Here is a 22,510-nt window from a genome sequence, read left to right as displayed (position 1 = left end):
ATTGGAGAGGCGGCATTAACAGGGGTAAATGCCGCCTCTCACCTGTGTGGCCATGCCATGGCCGCACCCGTCATTAGACCGGCTCAGTTGACCCGCCGATGGGCGGAACATGAAAAATAGTTCATGATCAGGCGCGATGGCCAAGCGGAGCGGGAGCGAATAGCCCGCCCCGCATTACCTCAGGACTGCGTCAGCACGCCCTCATAGGCGCTGTCTTCCAGCGCCCTGCCCGCGCCCGTCGCCACGCAGATCAGCGGGCTGTCGGCGACCTTCACCGGCAACCCGGTCGCATCCATCAGCGCTTCGTCCAGCCGCCGCAGCAGCGCCCCGCCGCCGGTCAGGGTGATCCCTTCCTCGATGATGTCGGCCGACAGTTCCGGCGCAGTCTGTTCCAGAGCGGTCATGACCGCCATCTTGATCTGGCCGACCGGCTCAGCGAGCGCCTCGGCGATCTCGGTTTCGCTGATGGTCATTTCCGCCGGACGTCCGTTCACCAGATCGCGGCCCTTGACGATCATGCGCCGCCCTTCGCCATCGGGCACGGTCGCGGCGCCGATCTCGCACTTGACCCGTTCCGATGTCGCTTCGCCAATCATCAGATTGTGGCTGCGGCGGATATGCGACGCGATCGCCTCGTCCAGCCGGTCTCCCCCCACGCGCGCCGAATTGCTGTAGGCGACCCCGCGCAGCGAAAGCACGGCGACTTCGGTGGTGCCGCCCCCTATGTCCACGACCATCGCGCCGCGCGGTTCGGTGACGGGCAGTTCCGCTCCGATCGCCGCCGCCATCGGTTCCTCGATAAGCTGGACGCGCGCCGCGCCCGCGTTCGACGCCGCATCGCGCAGCGCGCGCCGCTCCACCATCGTCGATCCCGAAGGAACGCAGACGACCACCTCATGACGCCGCCCGAACCTGCTGCCGTTCAGCGCCTTGTCGATGAAATGCTTGATCATCTGCTCCGCCACCTCGATGTCGGCGATGACGCCGTCGCGCAGCGGCCGGATCGCCTGGATATTGGCGGGCGTCTTGCCCATCATCAGCTTGGCTTCGTTGCCGACCACCTTGACCCGGCGCGTCCCCTGCTGCGTTTCGATGGCGATGACCGATGGCTCGTTCAGCACGATGCCCCGGTCGCGCACGTAGATGACGGTGTTCACGGTGCCAAGATCGATGGCCATGTCACAGGCCGAGGAAGAGAATAAGCGGGGAAATTTCATGGGAAGAATGAGCAATCTGCTGGGTGCCGGGGGGGGAGCCGATCCCCTGCATAACCGCCGCCTTCAGCAGAAGGGAAGTGCGACGGTCCGCCGGTCTGGCGGGTTCAACGGAGCCTGCACGCTCCATGCGCCGGTCTGCGGCCGCGCTCGCGAAAAGCCCCGCTTCGCAGAACCGAAGCGGGGCAGTTTGGGTCGCAATGCGGGCAAATGCCTGCGCCTGCCACTAAGTCATTCGATGGAGTTGATGACAAGCTCGAAACAAATTGATCCAGATAAACCCCGGCCACCAAACCTATGTATCTGAATATGTTAGCTGTCCCTTTTCAGAACAGCCTTAACATCTGTTATACATTATCTTTGCCCACAGGAAATTGCTGCTGGCCCTTCAAAATCCGGCAGACTGGCGCTATCTCGATCATATGAGCGCAACCGGCGCCTGGGGCCTTGCAGATGATGGACTTGTCGCCTGACACGCATGACAAAGCTTCGCCAGCGGCGGAGCTGCAAGGCGCGCCCCGGCACGACGCCATCTCCCCTGACGTCTCCGGACAGGATCGGCCCGCGCGGTGGTGGCATATGTCGCATGACCGGGCCGAAGCAGGGGTTCAGCTACTTTCGCGCTGGGCCGGGCCTGCCGTCCTCGCGCTGGCGATCGCGGCGATCGGCTGGTGGATTTTCGGCTGATCCCCTTTCCCGGATGATTTTCCCCTGATTCGTCCGTGTGTTGGTTAACGCTTCGGTGCAATGCAGCACATCGGGAATTCCGTTGGCCGCATTTGCGGGGCGGCACATCTCCGGGACTCAACGGATCATCGGAAAAGATGGTCCGCGCGTCCCACGCCCGATTGCCGGCCCCGAACATTTATGCCCTGCTGCTCCGCAACATAAAGAACAGGGCTGCGGAATTCTGATGAAAGCAAGCGGTTCCGAAAGGGACATGCTGCGCAATGACGTCACGACATAAAAAGGGTTGCAGATGTCGAAAATTGATCTGGCGATAGAGGGTTCCCCAAGTCGCCAGCCAGCAACAGCCGCGGTGCAGCGGAACGTCCGGCTCGGGCTCTGCCTGCTGATGCTGTTGGCGGACATGGCGGCTCTGGCCGCGGGCTTCGCTGCCGGGCTGCGCATTGCGGGTGTTCCCCTGTTTTCCGGGGACATCTGGCAACCGCTTGCGGGGGGCATGGCCGCCTATGGCATCGTCGCCTTTCACAACCAGGCCTATAATCCCGAATGCCTCACGCGTCTGACCTGCTCGCTGCGCAGCGCGCTCATGGCCTTTGCGGGCACGCTGCTGATCTTCCTGCTGGTCGTCTTTTCGCTCAAAGCCACCGGCGATCTGTCGCGGCTCGGCATCTCGACCGGGATATTGTGCAGCGGGACGCTGCTGGTGCTGCAACGCCTGCTCATCGTTCATTCGGTCAGGCGGAATCTCAGCGACAACCTTTTCGCGCAACTGCTGATCATCGATGACGGCGTCATCCCGGACGATGTCAACGGCATGATCCTGGTCGATGCCGCCGCCATAGGGATCAAGGCGGATCTGGACGATCCCTATATGCTGCACCGGCTTGGCACTTTGCTGCACGGTTATGACCGGGTTGTCATTTCCTGTCCCGCCGACCGGAAAGCGGATTGGGCACAGATGCTCAAGGGCGCGAATATCCTGGGTGAGATCATCGTCCCCGAACTCGATCCCATGGCGCCGCTGGCCGTCGAAAATTGCCGTGGCGTGCCCACGCTGGTGGTGGCGCGCGGTCCGCTGAACCTTGCGAACCGGGCGAAGAAGCGGCTGCTGGACATCGCCATCACCGTCCCGCTGCTGATCGCGCTGTCGCCGCTGATGATCGTCATCGCCATCGCCATCCGGCTGGATTCGCCGGGGCCCGTCTTCTTCAAGCAGGAGCGGATCGGCCGGGGCAACCGCCTGTTCCACATCCTCAAATTCCGCAGCATGCGGGTGGAACAGTGCGACGCTGCGGGCGCTGCATCCACGCGTCGCGACGATGACCGGATCACGCGGGTCGGGGCTTTCATCCGCAAGACAAGCATCGATGAACTGCCCCAGCTCATCAACGTCCTGCTGGGCGAAATGAGCCTCGTCGGCCCCCGCCCCCATGCGCTGGGATCGACCGCCGAAGAACAGCTGTTCTGGCAGGTCGACCGCCAATATTGGCACCGCCACGCGCTCAAGCCCGGCATTACCGGCCTCGCCCAGATCAGGGGTTTCCGCGGCGCGACCGAAACCCGCCGCGACATATTGAACCGTGTCGAGGCTGACCTTGAATATCTGCATGGATGGAGCCTGATGCGCGACATCGCCATCCTGATCGGGACGTTCAACGTGCTGGTGCACCGAAACGCCTACTGATCCCGCTTCCCTGCTTCGCCCGGCGCTGCCCTTCAGCGCCAGGCACTTTTTGCGATGAAATGATGACGTTTCCCGCACCCTGACAACTATTTGTTAACCCTGAAATCGGATATGTCCGTCATCACGAACAGGGCGGACATCAGAACGTGGCAGATGATTTTGCAGCGGTTGCCGTGGCGCAGCCTTCTCCGGGCCGTAGCCATGATGCAGAGGCGATCCGCCCGGCTGCCCTTCCCGCTTCATCCTTGGCCGATCGGGCCGATCGCGGCGTGGAAATCCTGTCGCGCTGGGCGGGCATCCTCACCTTCATTGGAGTCGTGGCGGGACTCGCCTATCTCATCTTCTGACCGCCGGGCATGCTGTTTAGCTTGCTCCCAGATTAACAACTTCGGACTTGGTTAACGCCCGGGACTGCGGGCTCTTTTTGCGACCAACCGAGCCGTTGCATTGACGCGACCAACTGCATCCGCAGTGGTTCGTTTTGCCTGAAAATCGGACTAGCATGACCTCAGTTGCTGCAATGCAATAAAGGGTCTGCGTTTGAATAATCCAGTAATTCCGTGCTTTCGGAAGCGGCTTTTTGCGCCCGCAAAACAGCCGCCTGGCTGGTCGGGCGCCGCAATGGCGGCGCTGGCTGGCACCGTTGTTGCTGCGGGCGCTCCGGCATCATTGTGCGCACAAACAACCGGTCCGCAAACCAATGCGATCGATGACGCTACCCGCATCAAGACCATGGGTCTTAACGCGACCGCTGGCCTCGACCTTCTCTATGACGACAACGTCTATCGGGTGGACGACCGGATCGAGGACCCAACGGCCGACCTGATCGTCACGCCTTGGGTCGAACTCACCTATGGCAAGCCGATCGGCCGCCACGACCTGCTGCTGCGCGGCCGCGTTGGTTACGACCGCTTCATATCGGAGGGCCAGCGCAGCAAGGTCAGGATCGACACCGAAGCCAGGGCCGTGATCCGCTTCGGCGCGACCTGCTCCGTCACGCCTCTCGCCTCCTATCGCCAGCAGCGCGCCGACTATGGCGATCTCAACCAGCAGACGGAAAATCTGCAACGCTTCACCACCTTCGGCGCTGATCTCAGTTGCGAGCGGCCGGGCTTTTTCCCCGTCGCCAGCTATCGCCGCGACATGACGCGCAATGCCGATGCGTTCGACTATGCCGATCAGACCAGCGACAGCTTCCTGGGCGGCGTCGGCTATTACAAACCCAGCCTCGGCACGATCACCGCCTTTTACGAACGGGTGAACAGCGACCGCAAAAAGCTGGGGGTCGAAAACCGGATCGACAGTTGGGGCGTCACCTTCAAGCGGAGCGTCTCCCCGCTGACCCAGATCGACGCGGACGTCCGCTGGCTGGACGTGGAAAGCGATTCCGATGCGGTCGGCAGCTATGACGGCCTTGGCTGGAATGTCAGCCTGTCGAGCAGCATCGTCCCGCGCCTCAAGCTCACCGCGACGACGCAGCGGGACATCGTCAACGACAGCCTGATCGCCAGCGGCTTCGCCGTCCGCACCCGCCACCGGATACAGGGCGAATTCGCCATTTCGGAACTGACCTCCGCCGGGCTCTATGCGGAATGGGAAAGGCGCAAATTCCGTCAGGATGCTGCGTTGCGTCCCTTCTCCATCACGGCCGATCGCAATCGCCGTTTCGGCGGCACATTGAAGCGTAAACTGTCCGACCGCGCCGAAGTGGCGCTGGACGCGCAGCATTATGTCCGCCGCACCGACACCAGCGTCGCCAATTTCAGCGGCACGCAGGTGACGCTGGGCGCGGCGCTCCGATTTTGACCTCGAACGAACAAGCAGGAGCTTGCGCTGTGAAAGCAGAAATCCTCCTCAAAACCCTCTCGGCAGGCCTGGCATTGGCGGCCCCCCTTGCCGCCGTTGCCCAGACGGCAACGGCCGCGGCGGCGTCTGCCCCGGCGGCCGCAACCGCGCCAGCCGCTCCGGCGGCGGATGCGGGCTATCTGCTCGGCCCGGATGATGAGGTAAAGATCTCCGTCTTCGGCCAGCCCGACCTGTCCTCGACCACGCGCATCAAGGCGGACGGCACCGTCACCCTCGCGCTGATCGGCCCGATTTCCGCGCGCGGCAAGACGACCTCGCAACTGGCGCAGGCGATCGCGTCCAGCTATGCGGCGGGCGGCTATCTCACCAGCCCGTCCGTGAATGTGGAGGTGAGCAATTTCGTCAGCCGCTTCGTCACCGTGCTGGGCAATGTGCCGCAGGCGGGCAACTATCCGCTCGACCGCAACTATACCGTCGCGTCCATGCTGGCGAAGGCTGGCGGATCGACCACGGCGGGCGCGAACGCCGTCGTTCTCACCCCCGCCGACGGCAGCGGCCCGGTGCGCATCTCGCTTGCCGACATGAGCGCTGGCGCCAACCGCGTCCTGAAACCCGGCGACATCCTGTTCGTGCCCCCTGCCGAGAAGGTCTATGTCTACGGCCAGGTGCAGGAGCCCGGCGCCTTCGCCTATGTGCCGGGCCAGAGCTTCCGCCAGGCGCTGGCGCTTGCCGGGGGGCCGACGCTCGCCGGATCGACCAAGCGCATCAAGGTCCGCCGCGCGGGCAAGGAAATCCAGGCCAATCTCGACGATCCCGTCCAGCCTGAGGACGTCCTCATCATCCGGGAGAAGCTGTTTTGACCGCAATCGACCATGGCTTCGTGCAAGACCGTCCCAGCGGCATGCTGGACTGGCTTTTGTCCTTCCGCCGCGGATTGTCGCGCACCGATGACGGCGTGAGCCCATCGCGCGAAATTCCGCCCCCGCCCCCTACGCTGCTGCTCGACACGCCGGTGCAGCCCGGCTTCCGCCCCGCCGCGCAGGAGGAGCAGGACGGCGCGCCGCGTCCCCTGTCGATGGGCGCGATGGCCGCGCCGATCAAGCCGATCAGCCTGCGCCGCGATTCCATCTACAACGCCTTCAACACGGCCATGCCCGTGTCCGACCGCCATGGCCTGGCCGGGCGCAACAATGAACTTGAGCGGCTGGTCGAAGCCATCGTGGTCCAGCGCAAGCATGCCGTCATCTTCGGCACGCGCGGATCGGGCAAGACCTCGCTCGCCCGCGTGTTCGGCGACCTTGCCGACGAAGCGGGCTGCATCGCCCTGTATGGCTCGGCCAGCGGCGACGCTGATTTCGACTCCCTGTTCCGCCCCTTCCTGACCGAACTGCCGATGAGCGCCGCCGGGCAGGAACGGGCGCGCAAGATGATGAGCGAGCCGCTGGACGTCACCCGCCTCGCCGCCCTGCTGGTGGAGGATGTGCGGCAAAGGTCCATCCTGATCCTGGACGAATATGACCGGGTGCGATCGGAAGAGGCGAAGGCCGATGTCGCCACCCTGCTCAAATTGCTGACGGACATTCATTCGCCGGTTCAGGTCGTGCTGGTCGGAATTGCGGGCGACGTGGACGGGCTGATCGCGGCCCACCCCTCGCTGCGCAGGCATATCGCGCCGCAGCGGGTGGCGGCGATTCCCAAGCCCGAACTGGAACGGCTGCTGCTGAGCTGCGCTGAAAATGCGGGGTTGCGGCTGGACCCGGATGCGCTCGACGCGCTGGCCGGGGCGGCCATGGGATCGCCCTATCATGCGCGGCTGTTCGGCATGCAGGCGGCGCTCGTCACCGAAGCGGCGGGGCGTGATCGCATGACCCTGCCCGATGTCGAACAGGGCCTCGCCGCCGCGCTGGAGGACTGGGCGGAAATGAGCGGCGCGACCCACGCGCTGTTCCGCCGCATCCTGTGGGATGCGGGCGCCAGCCGCCGGATGATCGCGCTGGCGGGCGTCGCCGCGTCTCAGATGCCCGCCCTCTCCTACGACCGGCTGGTCCGGCTGGGGCATGAGGTGCTGGGCGGCGGATCGATCAATGAAGGACAGGCGGCCGACGCCATGCGGCGGCTGGAACCGGCGCTGACCGCGTTGCCGGGCGGCGGCCTGTTCATGTTCGAAGATACGCTGGCCCCGCAATTCCTGCTGCTGATGGCCAAGCAACCAGCGCCAGCCACGCCTCCGCCGCCGACACCGGCCGAAGAGATGCGGGCCATGCTCAAGGGAGTGGACGGGCTATGACCATGAACCCCATCGACCTTCTGTCGGCGGTGCAAGCCCGCTGGCGGACGGCGGCGCTGCTGGGCGGCGCGCTGTTCCTGGTCATCGCCATCATCGCCTTCCTCCAGCCGCGCCAATATGCCGCGACCACATCGCTGCTGCTGGACCTGTCGCAGACCGACCCGACCGATTCCGGTAACCAGCAGGGGCCAAGGGTGGAGGTGGACAGCATCCTTGGCACCCAGACCGACGTCATCCGGTCGGCCAAGGTGATCAACGCCGTGGCGAAGGAAGCCGGTTTCGTCGACGCCCTGCCAAAGGAAATTCCCGCCGCCGCCCGTCTCCAGCAGGCAGCGGACCGGGTTCGCGCTGGCCTGACGGTCACGACCGGGCGGCAGAGCAATGTGCTGCAAATCCAGTATCTGGACCCCGACCCCGCAATAGCGGCGAAGGTCGCGAACCTGACCTCGCAAATCTACATGCGCGAACAGGTCGAACTGCGCGCCTCCCCCGCGCGCGGGTCGGCCAAATGGTTCGACGATCAGACGCAGGAAGTGCGCCGCCGCTACGAACGGGCGCAAAAGCGCCTGTCCGATTTCCAGCGCGCCCATGACATCATCGGCATCAACCGCATGGATCTTGAGGCCGAAAAGCTCAAGAATATGTCCTATCAGCTCACCCAGGCCCAGGCCGAGGCAGCGGCCGCCCGGTCGAAGGCTGGCGCGGGCTCCGTGTCGGACATCGAAGGGTCGCTGATCGTCCAGAACCTTCAGGAACAGGTGGCGACCCAGTCCGCGCGCGTGTCGGAGCTTTCCAAGACGCTTGGCCCCAATCACCCGAACATGGCGGCCGCCAATGCGCAGCTTTCGGAATTGCAGGCGAAGCTGGCGGCAGCGCGGGGAAGCCAGGCGGCGGCGGTCAGCGCCAACAGCCGCGCGGCCAGCCGCCGGGAAGGCGACCTGCGTTCGAACATGGCCGGGCAGGAAGACCGCATGATCCGCATGTCCGACGTGCAGGATCAGCTCATGGTGCTCCAGCGCGACGTGGATGCGGCGCGCCAGACCTATGACACCGTGCGCCAGCGCTTCAATGAAGCGACGCTGAAAAGCCAGATCTCCCAGCCCAACGCCAGCCTGCTGGACGAGGCGGCGGTCCCGCTGCTCCCGGCCAAGCCCAATCTGATGCTGTGGCTGGTGGCGGGCGTCGCGCTGGGTCTGGTCGGTGGCGTCGCGGCTGTCGTCATCGCCGAAATCCTCCATCCGCGCGTCCGCTCCGCCACCGGCGTGGCCCGCGCGACCGAAGTCGAAGTGATCACTGAACTGATGCCGGCTCCTTCCCGGAACGGCTGGTTCTTCAAACAGCAGGAGGCCGCATGAGACTGCGTTCAACGGCAGGCGCCCCGCCCCAGATGATGCCGGGCGGCGGCAGCGCCGCTCTGCGTCCCCGCGCCAGGGACCATCAAAGCTTCGCCCGGCTGGCGGTCGAAAACGGCTTCCTGGCGGAGTCGGACGTCAACCGGGTCGATGCCCATGCCCGCGCCCAGGGGCTTCCCTTCCATGAAGCGGCGGTCGACCTGGGCCTGCTGGATGCGGACGCCGCCGGGCTGCTGGCGGCCTTGCAGGGCGGCTTCGCCCTTCTGCCCGCAGGCGACGAGCGGATCGACCCGCTGGTGGTCGCCGCCTTCGATCCGGCAAGCCCCTATGCCGCGAAGGTCAGGACCGTGCGCGCCAAGATGCGCGCGGCGGCCAGGGCGGGCGATCCCGCCGCGCTGCGCCTTGCCGTCCTGTCCATCGATGCGGGGGACGAGGCAGCGATCCTCGCCGCCAACCTCGCCGTCGTGCTGGCGCAGATGGATGGCCAGACCATGCTGATCGACGTCGACATGGGCACGCCCCGGCTCGACCGGCTGTTCCGGGTCGCGAACAAGGCGGGCCTTGCCGAACAGTTGATGGGCAGCGCGGCGCTGCTGCCTGCCGCGCGGACGGCGATAGACGGCCTCTGGCTGATGACCGCCGGGCGGGCGTCGGGCAGCGCGGCCAGCCTCATCACGCGCGGTCCCCTCGCCGAAACCGCCAATGGCTGGGGCCTCAGGGATACGTCGATGCTGTTCTACCTTGCCGAACGCAGGGGCGAACAGACGCCGTTCGGCAGCATCCTTGCCGGTTTCCACGCTGTGGTCATCGTCGCCCGGCGGGGCGGCACCGCCATTGCCGACATGCGGCGGGTCATCGACGATCTCGACCGGCAGGGCGTGCCCATCGCGGGTACGGTCATCGCATGAGCGCAGAGCAAGCGCTGCATCAGCCCTTTCCTCCGGCCGAGCAGGAAAGGACCGTCATGGTGGGCGGCATTCCCGTGTCCACCCTGTCGCTCGATGCGCTGATCGACAAGATGGTGCGCGACGCCCCGCTGCGCCGCATGCTGAAACAGCCTCCGCTGCTGGTGTTCGACTGCAACGGGCAGGGCCTGTCCATGAACGCCACCGATGCGCAGTTCCGCGCCGACCTGGCGCAGGCGGACCTTGTCCATGCCGATGGGCAGATCGTCGTCATGGCCTCCCGCTGGTTCAGCAGCACCCCGATCGCCGACCGGTCCAGCACCACGGATATGTTCATCGACAGCCTGCCGCACGCCGCCGAACATGGCGTCAGCTATTATCTGCTGGGCGGCGAGGATCAGGTGAACGCCGAATGCGCGCGCCGGATCACGCAAGCAGCGCCCGGCCTGGCGCTGGCGGGCCGCCGCCATGGCTTCTGGACGGCGGAGGAAGAGGATGCGGTGATCGAGGAGATCAACGCCGCCGCGCCCGACGTGCTGTGGGTCGGCACCGGCAAGCCGCGCGAGCAGGCCTTTTGCGTGCGCAACCGCGACCGGATCAAGGCCGGATGGATCGTCACCTGCGGCGGCCTCTATAATTATGTGACCGGCGATTATCCGCGCGCGCCGATGTGGATGCAGAAGTCCGGGCTGGAATGGCTGCACCGCATGGCCACCCGCCCGCGCCAGCTCGCATGGCGCTACATCACCACCAATCCCCACGCGCTCTGGCTGATCTGGAAGCATCGCCATGGCTGACGGCGGCGCAAAGGCTGGCGGTCTTCTCACGCCCCTTCCGCAGGCGGGAGGAGCCGGAAGCGCGCCCGCCCAATCGCGGCAGGGGGACCGCAAAGGCATCGCCAGCCTGTTCGGCCGCTTCGGGCTGGCCAGCCTGTCGTCGGCGATCGTATCGGTCAGCCACCTTGCCGTTCAGCTCTTTTCGATCCACCATCTCGGCACCGCCGCCATCGGCACGCTCGCTTTCCTGCTGGTGATCATCCAGTTCGGCTACAGCCTGTCGAACGCGCTGGTTGCGACCCCCTATACCATCGCCGTCAACCAGACCGACGATGCGGATCAGGCGGGCTTCGATTTCTTTTTCCCCATGAACCTCATGCTGTCGCTCAGCCAGGGCGTGCTCTGCGCCGTGATCGCCTGGGTGACGGCCTCTCCCGCGGCGGCGCTGCTGTTCGGCCTTGCGGGCACCTTGTCGCTGATCCGCTGGTTCGGCCGGTCCAATGCCTATGCCCATCATGCGCCCGCTCGTGCGGCGCGATCCGACCTCGCCTATGCGGGGACCATCGTCGCGGGCCTGCTGATCGCCAGCCGCACCGGCGCGGACCTTGCCGGGATCGGCGGCATGCTGGTGGCGGCGAGCCTTGCCGGACTGCTGCCCTTCGGCCTTGCCTATCTGCGCCGCCATGCCGCGATGAACCCCGTCCGCGCGTTCGGCGCTTACCGTCCCGTGTGGCGCGACCAATCCGCCTGGACGCTGGTCGGCGTGCTCTCCACCGAAGCGACGTCCAACTCGCACAGCTATATCGTGACATTGCTGGCCGGGCCGGCAGCCTTCGCGCCGATCGCCGTGGGCATGCTGTTCTTCCGCCCGGTCAATGTCTGCATCACCGCCCTCACCCAGCTGGAACGGCCGCGCATGACCCGCGCGGTGGCGCGCGGCGATCATGATGCGGCGATCAGGGCGGAGCGGCTGTTCATGGGCGCGCTCATCTTCCTGTGGCTCGCGACCTGCGTGCTGGCGGCCGTTGTGCTCTACGGCTTTCCGGGCCTGATCCTGAAACCCGCGCTGGACCATGCCCAGGTGGCGACGGCGGTCGCCCTCTGCGCGCTGCTCAGCCTCGTCCAATGCATCCAGACGCCCATGAGCGTCCTTACGCAGGCGCGCCGCGCCTTCCGCCCGCTCGCCACGCAGAGCCTGCGCAGTTGCGGCGTCGGCATCGTCGCCGTCACCCTGCTGACGCTGGCCGTCGCGCCGATCTTCTCGATCGCGGGCGTCGTGCTCTCGCAACTGGTGATGATGCTGGGCATCTGGGCGCTGGACCGCAAATGGCGGCGCGAACGGCAGCGGGGGGAAGGCTGAACCATGGCCTCCACCTGGCACCGCATCGGCCAGGCGCCCGCCGCCGCCCTCCCCGGCACGCCCGCCGCTTCGCAGGACAGCCGGATCACGCTGGTCGCGCAGATCTTCTATTTCGTGTTCCTGATGATGGTCTTCATCGGCCAGCGTCCCTTCGCGTCGCGCACGCAGGACGAACTGGTCGCGATGGCGCAGAATAATGACGGGTCCGACCTGTTCAAGCAGGCGCTGTTCATCGGTTTCGCGCTGCTGCTGACCATCGTCCAGATCCTGCGCAAGCATCCGGTCAAATATAAATTCTCCTTCTGGCCGCTGGCGATCATGCTGGTCTGGTTCCTGATCACCTGTAGCTGGGGCGTGGACCCGTTCGTGTCCTTCAAGCGGGTGATGCAGCAGTTCATCGTGATCTACATCACCTTCTGCGCGCTGACGCTGATGGGGCCGGACCGGCTGTTCACGGCGCTGCGATCGGCGCTGATCCTCTCGCTGATCATCTGCTGGGTATCGCTGCCGCTGACATCGGCGGCGGTCCATCCGCCGACCGAAAGCGACAAGGCGCTGATCGGCGCGTGGCGCGGCTTCTTCTTTCACAAGAATATCGCCGGTGCGGTGATGGCGCTGACCTTCATCGTGTGCGGCAATGCGTGGATCGACAAGCGTAAATGGTATTACGCCCTGTTCGCGCTGATGGCGTTCGTCTTCGTGATCGGGACCAAGAGCAAGACTTCGCTTGCCCTCTGCTTCGGCATGCTGGCGATCAGCAATTTCTACCGCGCATTGAGCGACAGCACGCAGAAGCGCGCCATATTGCTGCTGTTGCTGGGGTTCGGCATGGTCGGCTTCCTCGCGCTCTACATCGCCTATCAACCGATGGTGGAAAGGCTGTTCGCCGACCCCACGTCGTTCACCGGGCGCGTGTCGATCTGGCAGGTGGTGTTCGACTATCTGCGCGACCATCCTTTCCTGGGGGCGGGCTTCGGCGGCTTCTGGCAGGTCGGCGCGCAGTCCCCCGCGCATGATTATCTCAACCAGCAGTTCCAGATGCTGACCGCCCATTCGCACAATGGCTATCTGGAAATCTGGGTGACCACCGGACCGCTGGGCCTCATCATGCTGCTGCTGTCCTTCATCGCCCTGCCCGCCTGGTGGTTCCTGAGCGGCGCGACGAAGGAAAACCAGCATCTGATGGTGCCCGCCTTCGCCGTCTGGATCTTCGTCCTTTACCAGAATCTGCTCGAAACCTCCTTCTTCGACAAGGACCGGCAGGTCTGGGTGATCTTCCTCGCCGCGATCGCGACCGCCCATGCGACCTTCAAGGCAAGGCCGCGCCCGCAATGGCGCAGGCAGCCGCTCGCCAGCCCGGAGCCCGCTTATGGCTAAGGTCATCATCTGCATTCCCACCTGCCACCGCCCGCAGGGGCTGCTGCGCACATTATTGTCGATCGCCGCGCTCGAAACGCGCCATCAGTTGGAAGTGCTGGTGGCGGACAATGACGCCACCCGGATGGAAGGCATGGCGGCGGTCGAGCGCCTCGCCGCCCACGGTTATCGCTGGCCCATCGAAGCGCTGCTGGTGACGGAGCGCGGCATCCCTCTCGTGCGCAACGCCCTCGCCGCGGCGGCGCTGGCGCGTCCCGGCGTCACCCATGTCGCGATGCTCGACGATGACGAAGCCGCGTCCCCCGGCTGGATCGACGCCATGATGGACGCCGCCGGCCGCTGGGACGCCGATGTCGTGGGCGGCGCGGTGCTGCGCGAAATGGACAGCCATGTCGCGCCCTGGGCCGCGCGCCACCCGCTGTTGCAGGCCAAGCGCCGGGGGCGGTCCGGGCCCGTCGCGCTGGTCGACAGCACCGCCAATGTGCTGATTGCCGCCCCGGCCCTGCGCGCCATGGGCGACCGCCCCTTTGACGAGCGTATGGCGCTGACCGGCGGGTCGGACAAGCAGCTTTTCACCCGCATGGCCCGCGAAGGCTTCCGCTTCGCCTGGGCCGAAGAGGCGCTGGTGACGGAGTTGATCCCGGCAAGCCGCGTCACCGCCAGATGGCTGCTGATGCGCGGCTATCGCCTGGGCATGACCGACATGATCGTGGAGCGCTTCCACAAGGGCCGCCTGCGCGCCCTGGCCGGGGAAGCGCCCCGCATCCTTGCCGGGTTCCTCGTCGGCACGCTGGGCGCTGTGGCGACATTCGACCGGGGCAAGCGGCTCGTCCGCCTCGGCAAGCTCTATCGCGCGGCGGGCAAGATCGCCGGCCTCGCTGGCATCCATTATGAAGAATATCGAAAGGTGCACGGCGCATGACCAATGCAGCCCCCTTCTTTTCCGTCGTCATCCCGCTTTACAACCGCGCGGCCATCGTCGGCGACACGATCCGTTCGGTGCAGGCGCAGGACTGGCAGGATTTCGAGATCGTGGTCGTCGACGACGGTTCGCATGATAATCCCGCCCCCGTCATCGAAGCATTTGGCGACCCGCGCGTCCGCTATATCCGGCAGGATAATGCAGGCGGCGGCGCGGCGCGCAATCGCGGCATAGCGCAGGCGCGCGGACGCTATATCGCCTTCCTCGATTCCGACGACCTGTTCCTGCCCGGCAAGCTGTCGACCATGGCGCGCGCGTTGCAGGACGATGATGACGGGACCACCGTGCTCTATTCGCGGATGAAGGTCGATCGCGGCGTCGATCGCTACTGGATCAGGCCCGAACGCGGCATTCGCGATGGCGAGGATGTGGGCGAATATCTGTTCTGCGCCAACCAGTTCATGCAGACCTCCACCATGGTCGTCCCCACTGATCTTGCGCAGCGCGTCCTGTTCGACCCTGCGCTGAAAAAGGGGCAGGACCTGGATTTCTGCGTCCGTCTTCAGGCGGCGGGCGCGCGGTTCCGCATGATCGACCGGCCGCTCACCGTCTGGCTGGATGCGAGCGAGGCCGGACGGACATCCTATGTGCGCGGCTATGAAACCTCGCTCGACTGGCTCAACCGCTGCGGCCACATGCTGACCGGCCGGGCCAGGCGCGGCTATCGCGCCACGGTGCTGGCCTATCACATGGCGCCCATCCGCCCTGCCCTTGCCCTTCGCGACCTGATCATCGGCATGCTGGCGGGCGGCGTCCCGCCCCGCGTCGTCGCCCGCCAGGTGCTTCGCTCCTATCTGCCAAAGCCGCTCTACCGTTCGCTCGTCAATCTGTTCGTGCTGCGCTTCGGCAAGGCGGGAACAGCCCATGGTGGAGGCCGATAGTGATGACTGCGTGGCAACCTCCGTCCACCCTTCAGGCGTCCGCCGCCCAGCCGCTCTTTTCCGTCATCATCCCCACCTATCAGCGGCGGGACGCGGTCGTCGCGGCGGTGCTGTCCGCGCTGGAACAGAGCGTCGCCGTGATCGAGGTGATCGTCGTCGTCGACGGGTCCACCGATGGCACCGAGCTGGCGCTGGGGGCCATAGAGGACCCCCGGCTGACCGTCGTCGTCCAGTCCAATCGCGGCGCTGCCGCCGCCCGCAACGCCGGGATCGATCATGCGCGGGGCCGCTACATCGCGTTCCTCGACTGCGACGATCGTTTCCTGCCCCATCACCTCGCCGACCTGCTGCCGCTGCTGGAGGAAAGCGATCATGTCGTCGCCTATGGCCAGGTGCTTGCCGATCGCGGCGGCGGGCGCAATTTCCTGAAACCCCCGCGCGCCATCGGCCGGGGCGAGCGCCTGGACAAATATCTGATGTGCGATCGCGGCTTCATCCAGACCAGCAGCGTGGCGCTCAGCCGCGCGCTCGCCGAAAAGGTGCGCTATCGCGAGGATGTGAAGTTCGGTGACGATACCGACTTCGCCCTGCGCCTGTCGCTCGCGGGCGCGCAGTTCCGCATGACGCAAAGGCCGGGCACGATCTGGGCCGACCGGCAGGCTGACGGCCGCCTGTCCCAGGTGCGCGGCAATATCGGCAGCCTCGCATGGCTGGCCGACCTGCGCCCTCATATCTCTTCCCGCGCCTTTTCCGGCTATATGGGCTGGCACGCGGCCAAGAGCCTGTGGCCGACGCAGCCCAGCCGGGCGCTGCGCTATTATCTCGCGGCCTTGCTGCGGGGCGCTTACGGCCCCCGGCTGGCGGGCGCGGTGCTGATGCAGATCGTGCTGCCCGACGCGCTTTACCGCAGGATCAGCGACCGCTGGATCGATCTGCTCCGCCTCGCCGCCGGGAAGAGGCAGCCGCTATGAGACGGCGGGATTTCCTCGCCGCCGCCGCCGGGCTCGCCGCCTGCTCCCCCCTGCCGCCCAGCGTCGCGCGGGAGGTGTCGCGCGAAAGCCTGGCTGAACATGCCCGGCGGTCGGGCCGCTATTTCGGCATGGCGGTCAAGTCGCGCCTGCTGCGCGAGGACAAGGGCTATCGCACCGCCGTCGCCCGCGAAAGCAACATATTGGTGCAGGAATATGAGCTGAAGCGCGGCACGACGGAGCCAAAGCCCGGCCAATATGATTTCAGCGGCGCCGATCAGATCATCGACTTCGCGCAGGCCCATGGCATGCGCGCGCGCGGCCACACGCTGGTCTGGTACGCCGCCAATCCGCCCTGGCTGGAGCCTGCGGTGATGCAGGCAGGCCCGAAGGATCAGTGGCGGCTGATGACCAGCTATATCGACACCGCCATGCGCCGCTATGCCGGGCGCATCACCGAATGGGATGTCGTCAACGAAACGCTGGAACCCAACGAAGGCCGCGCCGACGGCATGCGGGCGGAAAGCCTGTGGATGAAGGCGATGGGCGAACAATATATCGACCTCGCCTTCCGCCGCGCCCGCGAAGTCGATCCCGCCGCGACATTATATCTCGCCGATTTCGGGCTGGAACATGACTCGCCGCGCTGCGAACGGCGGCGCACGGCGATGCTGAAACTGCTCGACCGCCTGATGAGCCGGAACGTGCCGCTCGACGCCATCGGCATCCAGGGTCATCTGAAACCCTATAAGGAACCGTTCAACCAGCGGCAGTTCGCCGATTTCCTGCACACCCTTAGCGGCTATGGCCTCAAACTGGCGGTGACCGAATTCGACATCGCCGACCGTGGAGGACCGCCCAGCCCGGAAAAAAGGGACCGGGAAGTCGCCTCCTTCGCCAAGGCGTTCCTCGACGTCGCGCTCGACAATCCGGCGATGCAGTCGGTGCTCTGCTGGGGCGTTTCGGACAAGGATTCCTGGCTCTCCAAATATCCTGAATATAAATGGCCGGACGGTCAGCTTTCCCGTGGCCTGCCCTTGGACGGCAACATGGCGCGAAAGCCCTTCTGGGACGCGATCGCCTCCGCCTTCGACGCGGCCCCGCCCGTCCGCGGGAACAACGCATGAGGATAGCGCCCCTCACCGGCCTGCGCGGCGTCGCCGCCGTGTCGGTGCTGCTCTATCATATCCCGCATCAGCCCGCCTTCGCCGCCTTCGCCATTCCCCTCTTCTCGCGCGCCTATCTGGCGGTGGACCTGTTCTTCGTCCTGAGCGGCTTCGTCATCTCCTTCGGCTATCATGACCGGGTGGTGAAGCATCCGGGATCCCGAAGCTATGCCGATTTCCTGATCAACCGCATGGCGCGCGTATGGCCGCTGCACATGGTCGTGACGCTGGTCTTCGCCGCGCGCATCCTGCTCAACCTTTCGGGCACCCAATCGATCGAGCTAACGCCCGTAAACGCCGCCGCGAACCTTGCCATGGTGCAAAGCTGGGGCTGGGGTACGCAGCCGATTGCGGGCAATAGCTGGTCGGTCAGCACCGAACTGGCCGCCTATCTTCTCTATCCGCTCATCGGCCTGCTCGCCTTCTCCCGCTGGGCCTGGGTGCAGGCGGCGGGCTGCGCGGGGCTGTTGCTGCTGGTCGCCTCCTCCGGGCTGGGGGCAAGCGGGCCGATGGACGTCATCGATCCCGGCAGCATCCTGCCGCTCCTGCGCTGCCTCGCCGGATTTTCGCTGGGCGTGCTGACATATCGTTGCGCGGACAGTCCATGGTGCAGGCGCATGCTGGACCGCCCCGGCGGCTTCGCCATCATCTGCGGGCTGATCGCGGCGGCGCTGCTGCTGCCCGGCGCTGACCTGCTCGTCGTGCTGCTGATGCCCGCGCTGGTGCTCTGCTGCTATTATGACGGACCGGCGGTACGCGCGATCATGGCCAATCCGGTCAGCTTCCATCTGGGGGTGATCAGCTATTCCATCTACCTCTGGCACCCGCTGGTGCGCGATGTCGCCGCCCGCGCCATGACGGCGGCGCACCGCCATGGCCTCAACGGCATGGACTGGCTGTTCGTCGCTGGCATGCTGGCCGCCACATGGCTGCTCTGCTGGGCCAGCTATCTGCTGGTGGAGGTGCGCGGGCACCAGCTCATCAAATGGCTGCAAAGCGGCCGGGCGCGCCGACCCTCTCCGCTGGAGGCCGCCGCGCCATGACCGGCGGCAAGGCGATATGGATCGCCATCCCCACCTTCCGGCGGCCCGCCGAACTGCGCCACCTGCTCGACAGCCTCGCAAAGCTGGTCCGCCGCGATGACGTCATGCTGCTGGTGGCCGACAATGACGGCGCAAGGATGGAGGGCGCTGGCGTCGTGGAAGCGCTTCGCCAGGCGGGCTATCCGCTTCCCCTCACCCTCCTTCCGGTGCCGCAGCCGGGCCTGTGCGCCGTGCGCAACGCCATCTGCGCGGCGGCCATGGCCGATCCGGCCATGCGTTTCATCGCCATGATCGACGATGACGAATGGCCGCAGCCGGGCTGGCTGGATGAACTGCTCTCCTGTCAGGCGCGCATCGGCGCTGATGTCGTTGCCGGGCCTGTCGATTTCCATTTCCGGGGATCGCCGCCACGCTGGGCGCGCGAAACGCTGGTCTTCCGGCCCGAACAGCGGGCATGGGGCGCGACCGGCATGCTGTGGGCCAGCAACAATCTGCTGGTCACGCGCAAGGCGCTGACCATGACCGATCAGCCCTGGTTCGATCCCCGCTTCAACCGCAGCGGGGGGGAGGATCTGGATTTTCTCGCCCGGCTTCATGCCGCCGGGGCGCGGTTCGGCTGGGCTCCTGACGCCCGCGTCAGCGAATGGGTGCCGCCCGAACGCGCGCGCCTGTCCTGGGTGCTGAAACGCATGTGGCGGATCGGCTTCACCGAAACGCTCGCCCGGCAGAAGCAAAGGCCGGGCCTGTTCGGGCGCGCGTCCCTCATGGCGCGCTCGCTCGCCATATTGACGGTGCGGACGCTTGGCCTCGCGGCTTTGATCCTGCCCGGCGCGCGCCGCGTGGACATTGCCGGGCAGTGGGTCAAAAGCTGGGGGCGCCTCTATGCCCTGTCGGGCGGCGCCCATAGCCATTATGGCGCGCTGTAGATGCGGAAGCTCTTGATGATCATGTCGCCCGAACCATCATCATAGGCGCCGCTGGTCTTCACCGCCACGTTCATGATCGGATACCAGCGATGCCCCTTGAACGGATTGACCGACTGATATGTCTCCACCCCGTCCACGAACCAGGTGATATAGTCCCGCTGGATGTCCACGGCAAAGCGGTGGAAGCCCTGCGAATAGCCTTTCAGCCCATAGGCCTGCTCCGTCTGGATCGTCACCCCGCGCTGGAAGCTGCGCGCCCCGTTTGATCCGCCGTGGATGGTGTGGGCGGCGTGCCGGTCGAAGTCCCAGTAGTTCTGGTAACCAAAGCCTTCATAGATGTCGATTTCCGGCGGCCAGCCGCTGGTGGAAATCAGCCAGAAGGCAGGCCACGACCCGCGCCGCGACGGCATCCTCGCCTCCCACTCATATTGGCCATAGCCGATCTGCGACGCCAGGAAATTGCGCCCGTCCAGCACCGACGCGCCATAATGCCAGTCGCGCCCTTCATAATGGATCGGCGTCTTGAGCTTCTGGCTGTGCAGCACCAGCCCCTGCGTGCTCCAGTAAACCGGCCCTTCGATACCGGGGAACAGGCTGGAATCGAGGTACAGCCCCGTCTCGGCATTGGCGATCTGCGTGCGGCCATGCGACAGCGACGTGGCCCAGCGGTTCCAGCCGCCATCCGGCGACCGCTTGTGCGTGTCCCTGTCCAGTTCGAACTGGAGCGTGCCCGTCGCGGCAAAGCTGCGCGGCTGGCGGAAAGTGCCCGCCGCCTTCTGCGTCGCCGCCGTGCCGCTTGTGGCGGTGATCGTGGCTACCGATTGCCCCTGCAATCCGCCCCACGGCGCTTCCCGCAGCTTGAGCTGGAACTGCTGCCCCTCCGCCGCGCTGATGACCGGCACCTCCACCGTCTGCACCAGCGGGTCGCCAGGGCGGAAGATCACGACCGTATCCACCGTCTTGTAATGATAGCCCGACAGCGCGCGCAAGGCGCCCGACCCGTTCACCGTGATCACCCGCGCGATCACCGTGTTGGGCGTCGGCTGGTTCAGCCGCACCGGAACATAGGCGGTCCCCGATCCCGGCGCGAAAGTCGCATTCTCCAGCGACAGCGTCGCCTTGTCCGGCAGCTTCGTGCCATTGGCGAAGTCGAAATCGGCGAAGCTCGACGTCATCGTGGCAGTGGATGATGTCGCGGACATAGTTGTCGCCGACGCCGTGCCCGTCTCCGTCGATCCGCTTGCCAGCACTGTCGCGCCGCTGGTGGATGATGTCGATGTCGAACCGCTGCTCAGCAAAGTCGCCGCTCCTGCGGCAGCGACGCATAGCAATGATAATCCGGCTCCAGCTATGGAGCCAGTCAGTCTGATATTCATGATGTGCAACCCCCGTTTTATTACCTCCTAAGGGTCCTATACGGGAATTAACAAAAACTTCCGGTCAAGAACGGGTCGTCGCAAAAGTGCGTATTTTGCGATGACCCGTTCGCCGCGCAGGGAACTATTCCGCGGCTTGCACCAGCAGCTCCGGTTCGGGCAGCGCCCCGCGTCCGACGCTGACATAGGAAAAGCCCGCCGCCTCGGCCACGTCGGGCCGGTAGATGTTGCGCAGGTCGACCAGCCCGTCGCCCGCCATCACCGCCCGCAACCGGCGCAGGTCCAGCGCGCGCAGGGCGTCCCATTCGGTCACGATGACGACCGCCGCGGCTCCCTCCGCCGCCTCATAGGGGTTGGCGCAGAAGGTGACATCCTGAAGCATCGGCTGCGCGGCCTCCATGCCTTCGGGATCATAGGCCCGCACCTGGGCGCCCCCGTCCTGAAGCGCGCGGATGATCGACAGCGACGGCGCGTCGCGCATGTCGTCCGTATTGGGCTTGAAGGTCAGGCCCAGCACGCCGATCGTCTTGCCGCGCACCGACCCGTTGCACACCGCCACGACCTTGCGCGCCATGGCCCGCTTGCGGCTTTCGTTGATGGCGACCGTGGTTTCGATCAGGCGGATGGGCGCGCCCGCATCCTCCGCCGTCTTCACCAGCGCCAGCGTGTCCTTGGGGAAGCAGGACCCGCCATAGCCCGGCCCCGCATGCAGGAATTTGGACCCGATACGGTTGTCCAGGCCAATGCCCCGCGCCACCTGCTGCACGTCGGCGCCCACCTGCTCGCACAGATCGGCCATCTCGTTGATATAGGTGATCTTCATCGCCAGGAATGCGTTGGCGGCATATTTGATCAGCTCGCTCGTCCGCCGCCCGGTGAACTGGATCGGCGCCTGATTGAGGTAGAGCGGCCGGTAGACCTCCTCCATCACCGGGCGCGCGCGTTCATCCTCCAGCCCGATGACGATGCGGTCGGGGCGCTTGAAATCCTGGATCGCCGCGCCCTCGCGCAGGAATTCGGGGTTGGATGCGACGGCGAACTGCGCGGCCGGGTTCGTTTCCCGGATGATCCGGTCGACCTCATCACCCGTGCCCACCGGCACCGTCGATTTGGTGACGATCACGGTAAAGCCCGTCAGCGCCGAAGCGATCTCCCGCGCGGCGTCATAGACATAGCTCAGGTCCGCATGGCCATCGCCCCGGCGCGCGGGCGTGCCCACAGCGATGAACACCACGTCCGCCTGCGCGACCGACGCGGCCAGATCCGTCGTGAAGGTCAGCCGCCCGCCCTTGACGTTGCGCGCGATCAGGTCGGCCAGCCCCGGCTCGTAGATCGGCACGCCGCCATCCTGCAACAGCGCGATCTTGCGCTCGTCCTTGTCGACGCAGATCACGTCATGGCCAAAATCAGCGAGACACGCGCCGGAAACCAGGCCCACATAGCCGGAACCCGTCATAACGATCCGCATCAGAAATTCTCCTTGCTCAAACGCTTCCGCGCCGTCCGGCCTGCTCAAGGCGCACGATTCCGGCTCCTGAAAGTCAGGAGGCGGCAATGCGGCCATGGAATAAGTCGATTGCGGCGATGAAGCCCTGTGTCTGTGCCGGAACCAGCCGGCTGTGACGCAGCGCAGCATAATGCGGGACGCCGCGCGAAATCAACGCGGCCCGCCGCGCCCCCGGCACATATGGGCGCGGATCGACGCTCGCCCGCCGCCGCT

At 65.8% G+C, this 22,510-nt stretch carries 20 protein-coding genes; 17 read left to right on the top strand and 3 right to left on the bottom strand.

All coding sequences use genetic code 11. From position 1 onward, the window contains the following. Nucleotides 1-179: 179 nt before the first annotated feature. Nucleotides 180-1,217 carry a rod shape-determining protein gene (locus ET21_RS0109780; RefSeq protein ID WP_030539533.1) on the bottom strand — a complete coding sequence of 346 codons (1,038 nt, stop codon included), beginning with the start codon at nucleotides 1,215-1,217 and terminating at the stop codon, nucleotides 180-182. Between the two features lie 450 nt (nucleotides 1,218-1,667). Between ET21_RS0109780 and ET21_RS27645 the strand changes: the two genes are divergently transcribed. The 17 genes from ET21_RS27645 to ET21_RS0109695 all read left to right on the top strand — a co-directional run bounded on the left by ET21_RS27645 (nucleotide 1,668) and on the right by ET21_RS0109695 (nucleotide 19,414). After that, nucleotides 1,668-1,901 carry a hypothetical protein gene (locus tag ET21_RS27645; protein WP_030539532.1) on the top strand — a complete coding sequence of 78 codons (234 nt, stop codon included), beginning with the start codon at nucleotides 1,668-1,670 and terminating at the stop codon, nucleotides 1,899-1,901. Between the two features lie 292 nt (nucleotides 1,902-2,193). Next, nucleotides 2,194-3,585 carry a sugar transferase gene (locus ET21_RS0109770; protein ID WP_030539531.1) on the top strand — a complete coding sequence of 464 codons (1,392 nt, stop codon included), beginning with the start codon at nucleotides 2,194-2,196 and terminating at the stop codon, nucleotides 3,583-3,585. Between the two features lie 146 nt (nucleotides 3,586-3,731). Continuing rightward, the gene (locus ET21_RS25765; protein WP_037470648.1) at nucleotides 3,732-3,932 is read left to right on the top strand and encodes a hypothetical protein; all 201 of its coding nucleotides are present in this window, start codon (nucleotides 3,732-3,734) and stop codon (nucleotides 3,930-3,932) included. Nucleotides 3,933-4,206: 274 nt separating this feature from the next. Beyond that, complete coding sequence (locus ET21_RS0109760; RefSeq protein ID WP_030539530.1) at nucleotides 4,207-5,391, top strand: hypothetical protein; 1,185 nt, start codon at nucleotides 4,207-4,209, stop codon at nucleotides 5,389-5,391. Nucleotides 5,392-5,420: 29 nt separating this feature from the next. Beyond that, nucleotides 5,421-6,251: a polysaccharide biosynthesis/export family protein gene (locus ET21_RS0109755; RefSeq protein ID WP_030539529.1), complete on the top strand. Its 831-nt coding sequence runs from the start codon at nucleotides 5,421-5,423 to the stop codon at nucleotides 6,249-6,251. Then, a complete protein-coding gene (locus ET21_RS0109750) occupies nucleotides 6,248-7,678 on the top strand; it encodes an ATP-binding protein (RefSeq protein WP_030539528.1) in 1,431 nt (476 codons plus the stop codon). Before ET21_RS0109755 ends, ET21_RS0109750 begins: the two co-directional genes overlap by 4 nt. Continuing rightward, entirely contained in the window at nucleotides 7,675-9,033 is a 1,359-nt protein-coding gene (locus ET21_RS0109745) for a GNVR domain-containing protein (RefSeq protein WP_021236854.1), read from the top strand. The genes ET21_RS0109750 and ET21_RS0109745 overlap by 4 nt, the downstream gene beginning before the upstream one ends. After that, a complete protein-coding gene (locus ET21_RS0109740) occupies nucleotides 9,030-9,938 on the top strand; it encodes a capsular biosynthesis protein (RefSeq protein WP_030539527.1) in 909 nt (302 codons plus the stop codon). Before ET21_RS0109745 ends, ET21_RS0109740 begins: the two co-directional genes overlap by 4 nt. Next, nucleotides 9,935-10,732 (top strand): WecB/TagA/CpsF family glycosyltransferase, encoded by a 798-nt coding sequence (locus ET21_RS0109735; protein ID WP_030539526.1) that lies wholly within the window; start codon nucleotides 9,935-9,937, stop codon nucleotides 10,730-10,732. Before ET21_RS0109740 ends, ET21_RS0109735 begins: the two co-directional genes overlap by 4 nt. Next, nucleotides 10,725-12,071, top strand: coding sequence for a lipopolysaccharide biosynthesis protein (locus tag ET21_RS0109730; protein ID WP_237751535.1), 1,347 nt, complete (start codon nucleotides 10,725-10,727; stop codon nucleotides 12,069-12,071). Before ET21_RS0109735 ends, ET21_RS0109730 begins: the two co-directional genes overlap by 8 nt. 3 nt (nucleotides 12,072-12,074) lie before the next feature. Beyond that, a complete protein-coding gene (locus ET21_RS0109725; protein ID WP_030539524.1) occupies nucleotides 12,075-13,448 on the top strand; it encodes an O-antigen ligase in 1,374 nt (457 codons plus the stop codon). Next, a complete protein-coding gene (locus tag ET21_RS0109720) occupies nucleotides 13,441-14,370 on the top strand; it encodes a glycosyltransferase family 2 protein (RefSeq protein WP_030539523.1) in 930 nt (309 codons plus the stop codon). The genes ET21_RS0109725 and ET21_RS0109720 overlap by 8 nt, the downstream gene beginning before the upstream one ends. Further along, nucleotides 14,367-15,311, top strand: coding sequence for a glycosyltransferase family 2 protein (locus tag ET21_RS0109715; RefSeq protein ID WP_030539522.1), 945 nt, complete (start codon nucleotides 14,367-14,369; stop codon nucleotides 15,309-15,311). The genes ET21_RS0109720 and ET21_RS0109715 overlap by 4 nt, the downstream gene beginning before the upstream one ends. Before the next feature lie 2 nt (nucleotides 15,312-15,313). Continuing rightward, nucleotides 15,314-16,282 (top strand): glycosyltransferase family 2 protein, encoded by a 969-nt coding sequence (locus ET21_RS0109710; protein WP_030539521.1) that lies wholly within the window; start codon nucleotides 15,314-15,316, stop codon nucleotides 16,280-16,282. Further along, nucleotides 16,279-17,406, top strand: coding sequence for an endo-1,4-beta-xylanase (locus ET21_RS0109705; protein ID WP_030539520.1), 1,128 nt, complete (start codon nucleotides 16,279-16,281; stop codon nucleotides 17,404-17,406). Before ET21_RS0109710 ends, ET21_RS0109705 begins: the two co-directional genes overlap by 4 nt. Further along, a complete protein-coding gene (locus ET21_RS0109700; RefSeq protein ID WP_030539519.1) occupies nucleotides 17,403-18,488 on the top strand; it encodes an acyltransferase in 1,086 nt (361 codons plus the stop codon). The genes ET21_RS0109705 and ET21_RS0109700 overlap by 4 nt, the downstream gene beginning before the upstream one ends. Further along, entirely contained in the window at nucleotides 18,485-19,414 is a 930-nt protein-coding gene (locus ET21_RS0109695) for a glycosyltransferase family 2 protein (protein WP_030539518.1), read from the top strand. Before ET21_RS0109700 ends, ET21_RS0109695 begins: the two co-directional genes overlap by 4 nt. On the opposite strand, the gene ET21_RS0109690 is transcribed toward ET21_RS0109695, so the two are convergent. Both ET21_RS0109690 and ET21_RS0109685 read right to left on the bottom strand, forming a co-directional pair. Next, complete coding sequence (locus ET21_RS0109690) at nucleotides 19,399-20,616, bottom strand: family 16 glycosylhydrolase (RefSeq protein WP_237751534.1); 1,218 nt, start codon at nucleotides 20,614-20,616, stop codon at nucleotides 19,399-19,401. The two genes, ET21_RS0109695 and ET21_RS0109690, sit on opposite strands and share 16 nt — an antisense overlap. A gap of 298 nt (nucleotides 20,617-20,914) precedes the next feature. Continuing rightward, nucleotides 20,915-22,258, bottom strand: coding sequence for a UDP-glucose/GDP-mannose dehydrogenase family protein (locus ET21_RS0109685; RefSeq protein WP_030539516.1), 1,344 nt, complete (start codon nucleotides 22,256-22,258; stop codon nucleotides 20,915-20,917). Nucleotides 22,259-22,510 lie beyond the last annotated feature (252 nt).

Source organism: Sphingobium sp. DC-2 (genome assembly GCF_000722555.1).
Lineage (GTDB): Bacteria > Pseudomonadota > Alphaproteobacteria > Sphingomonadales > Sphingomonadaceae > Sphingobium > Sphingobium quisquiliarum.
Note: the sequence above shows the minus strand (reverse complement) of the source record. Positions and strands in the feature narration are given on the sequence as shown.

Excerpts from the sequence above, each read along its gene's own strand:
- ET21_RS0109780 (WP_030539533.1), bottom strand. The coding sequence starts at position 1,217 with ATGAAATTTCCCCGCTTATTCTCTTCCTCGGCCTGTGACATGGCCATC.
- ET21_RS27645 (WP_030539532.1), top strand. The coding sequence starts at position 1,668 with ATGATGGACTTGTCGCCTGACACGCATGACAAAGCTTCGCCAGCGGCG.
- ET21_RS0109770 (WP_030539531.1), top strand. The coding sequence starts at position 2,194 with ATGTCGAAAATTGATCTGGCGATAGAGGGTTCCCCAAGTCGCCAGCCA.
- ET21_RS0109760 (WP_030539530.1), top strand. The coding sequence starts at position 4,207 with ATGGCGGCGCTGGCTGGCACCGTTGTTGCTGCGGGCGCTCCGGCATCA.
- ET21_RS0109745 (WP_021236854.1), top strand. The coding sequence starts at position 7,675 with ATGACCATGAACCCCATCGACCTTCTGTCGGCGGTGCAAGCCCGCTGG.
- ET21_RS0109740 (WP_030539527.1), top strand. The coding sequence starts at position 9,030 with ATGAGACTGCGTTCAACGGCAGGCGCCCCGCCCCAGATGATGCCGGGC.
- ET21_RS0109735 (WP_030539526.1), top strand. The coding sequence starts at position 9,935 with ATGAGCGCAGAGCAAGCGCTGCATCAGCCCTTTCCTCCGGCCGAGCAG.
- ET21_RS0109730 (WP_237751535.1), top strand. The coding sequence starts at position 10,725 with ATGGCTGACGGCGGCGCAAAGGCTGGCGGTCTTCTCACGCCCCTTCCG.
- ET21_RS0109725 (WP_030539524.1), top strand. The coding sequence starts at position 12,075 with ATGGCCTCCACCTGGCACCGCATCGGCCAGGCGCCCGCCGCCGCCCTC.
- ET21_RS0109720 (WP_030539523.1), top strand. The coding sequence starts at position 13,441 with ATGGCTAAGGTCATCATCTGCATTCCCACCTGCCACCGCCCGCAGGGG.
- ET21_RS0109715 (WP_030539522.1), top strand. The coding sequence starts at position 14,367 with ATGACCAATGCAGCCCCCTTCTTTTCCGTCGTCATCCCGCTTTACAAC.
- ET21_RS0109710 (WP_030539521.1), top strand. The coding sequence starts at position 15,314 with ATGACTGCGTGGCAACCTCCGTCCACCCTTCAGGCGTCCGCCGCCCAG.
- ET21_RS0109705 (WP_030539520.1), top strand. The coding sequence starts at position 16,279 with ATGAGACGGCGGGATTTCCTCGCCGCCGCCGCCGGGCTCGCCGCCTGC.
- ET21_RS0109700 (WP_030539519.1), top strand. The coding sequence starts at position 17,403 with ATGAGGATAGCGCCCCTCACCGGCCTGCGCGGCGTCGCCGCCGTGTCG.
- ET21_RS0109695 (WP_030539518.1), top strand. The coding sequence starts at position 18,485 with ATGACCGGCGGCAAGGCGATATGGATCGCCATCCCCACCTTCCGGCGG.
- ET21_RS0109690 (WP_237751534.1), bottom strand. The coding sequence starts at position 20,616 with ATGTCCGCGACATCATCCACTGCCACGATGACGTCGAGCTTCGCCGAT.
- ET21_RS0109685 (WP_030539516.1), bottom strand. The coding sequence starts at position 22,258 with ATGCGGATCGTTATGACGGGTTCCGGCTATGTGGGCCTGGTTTCCGGC.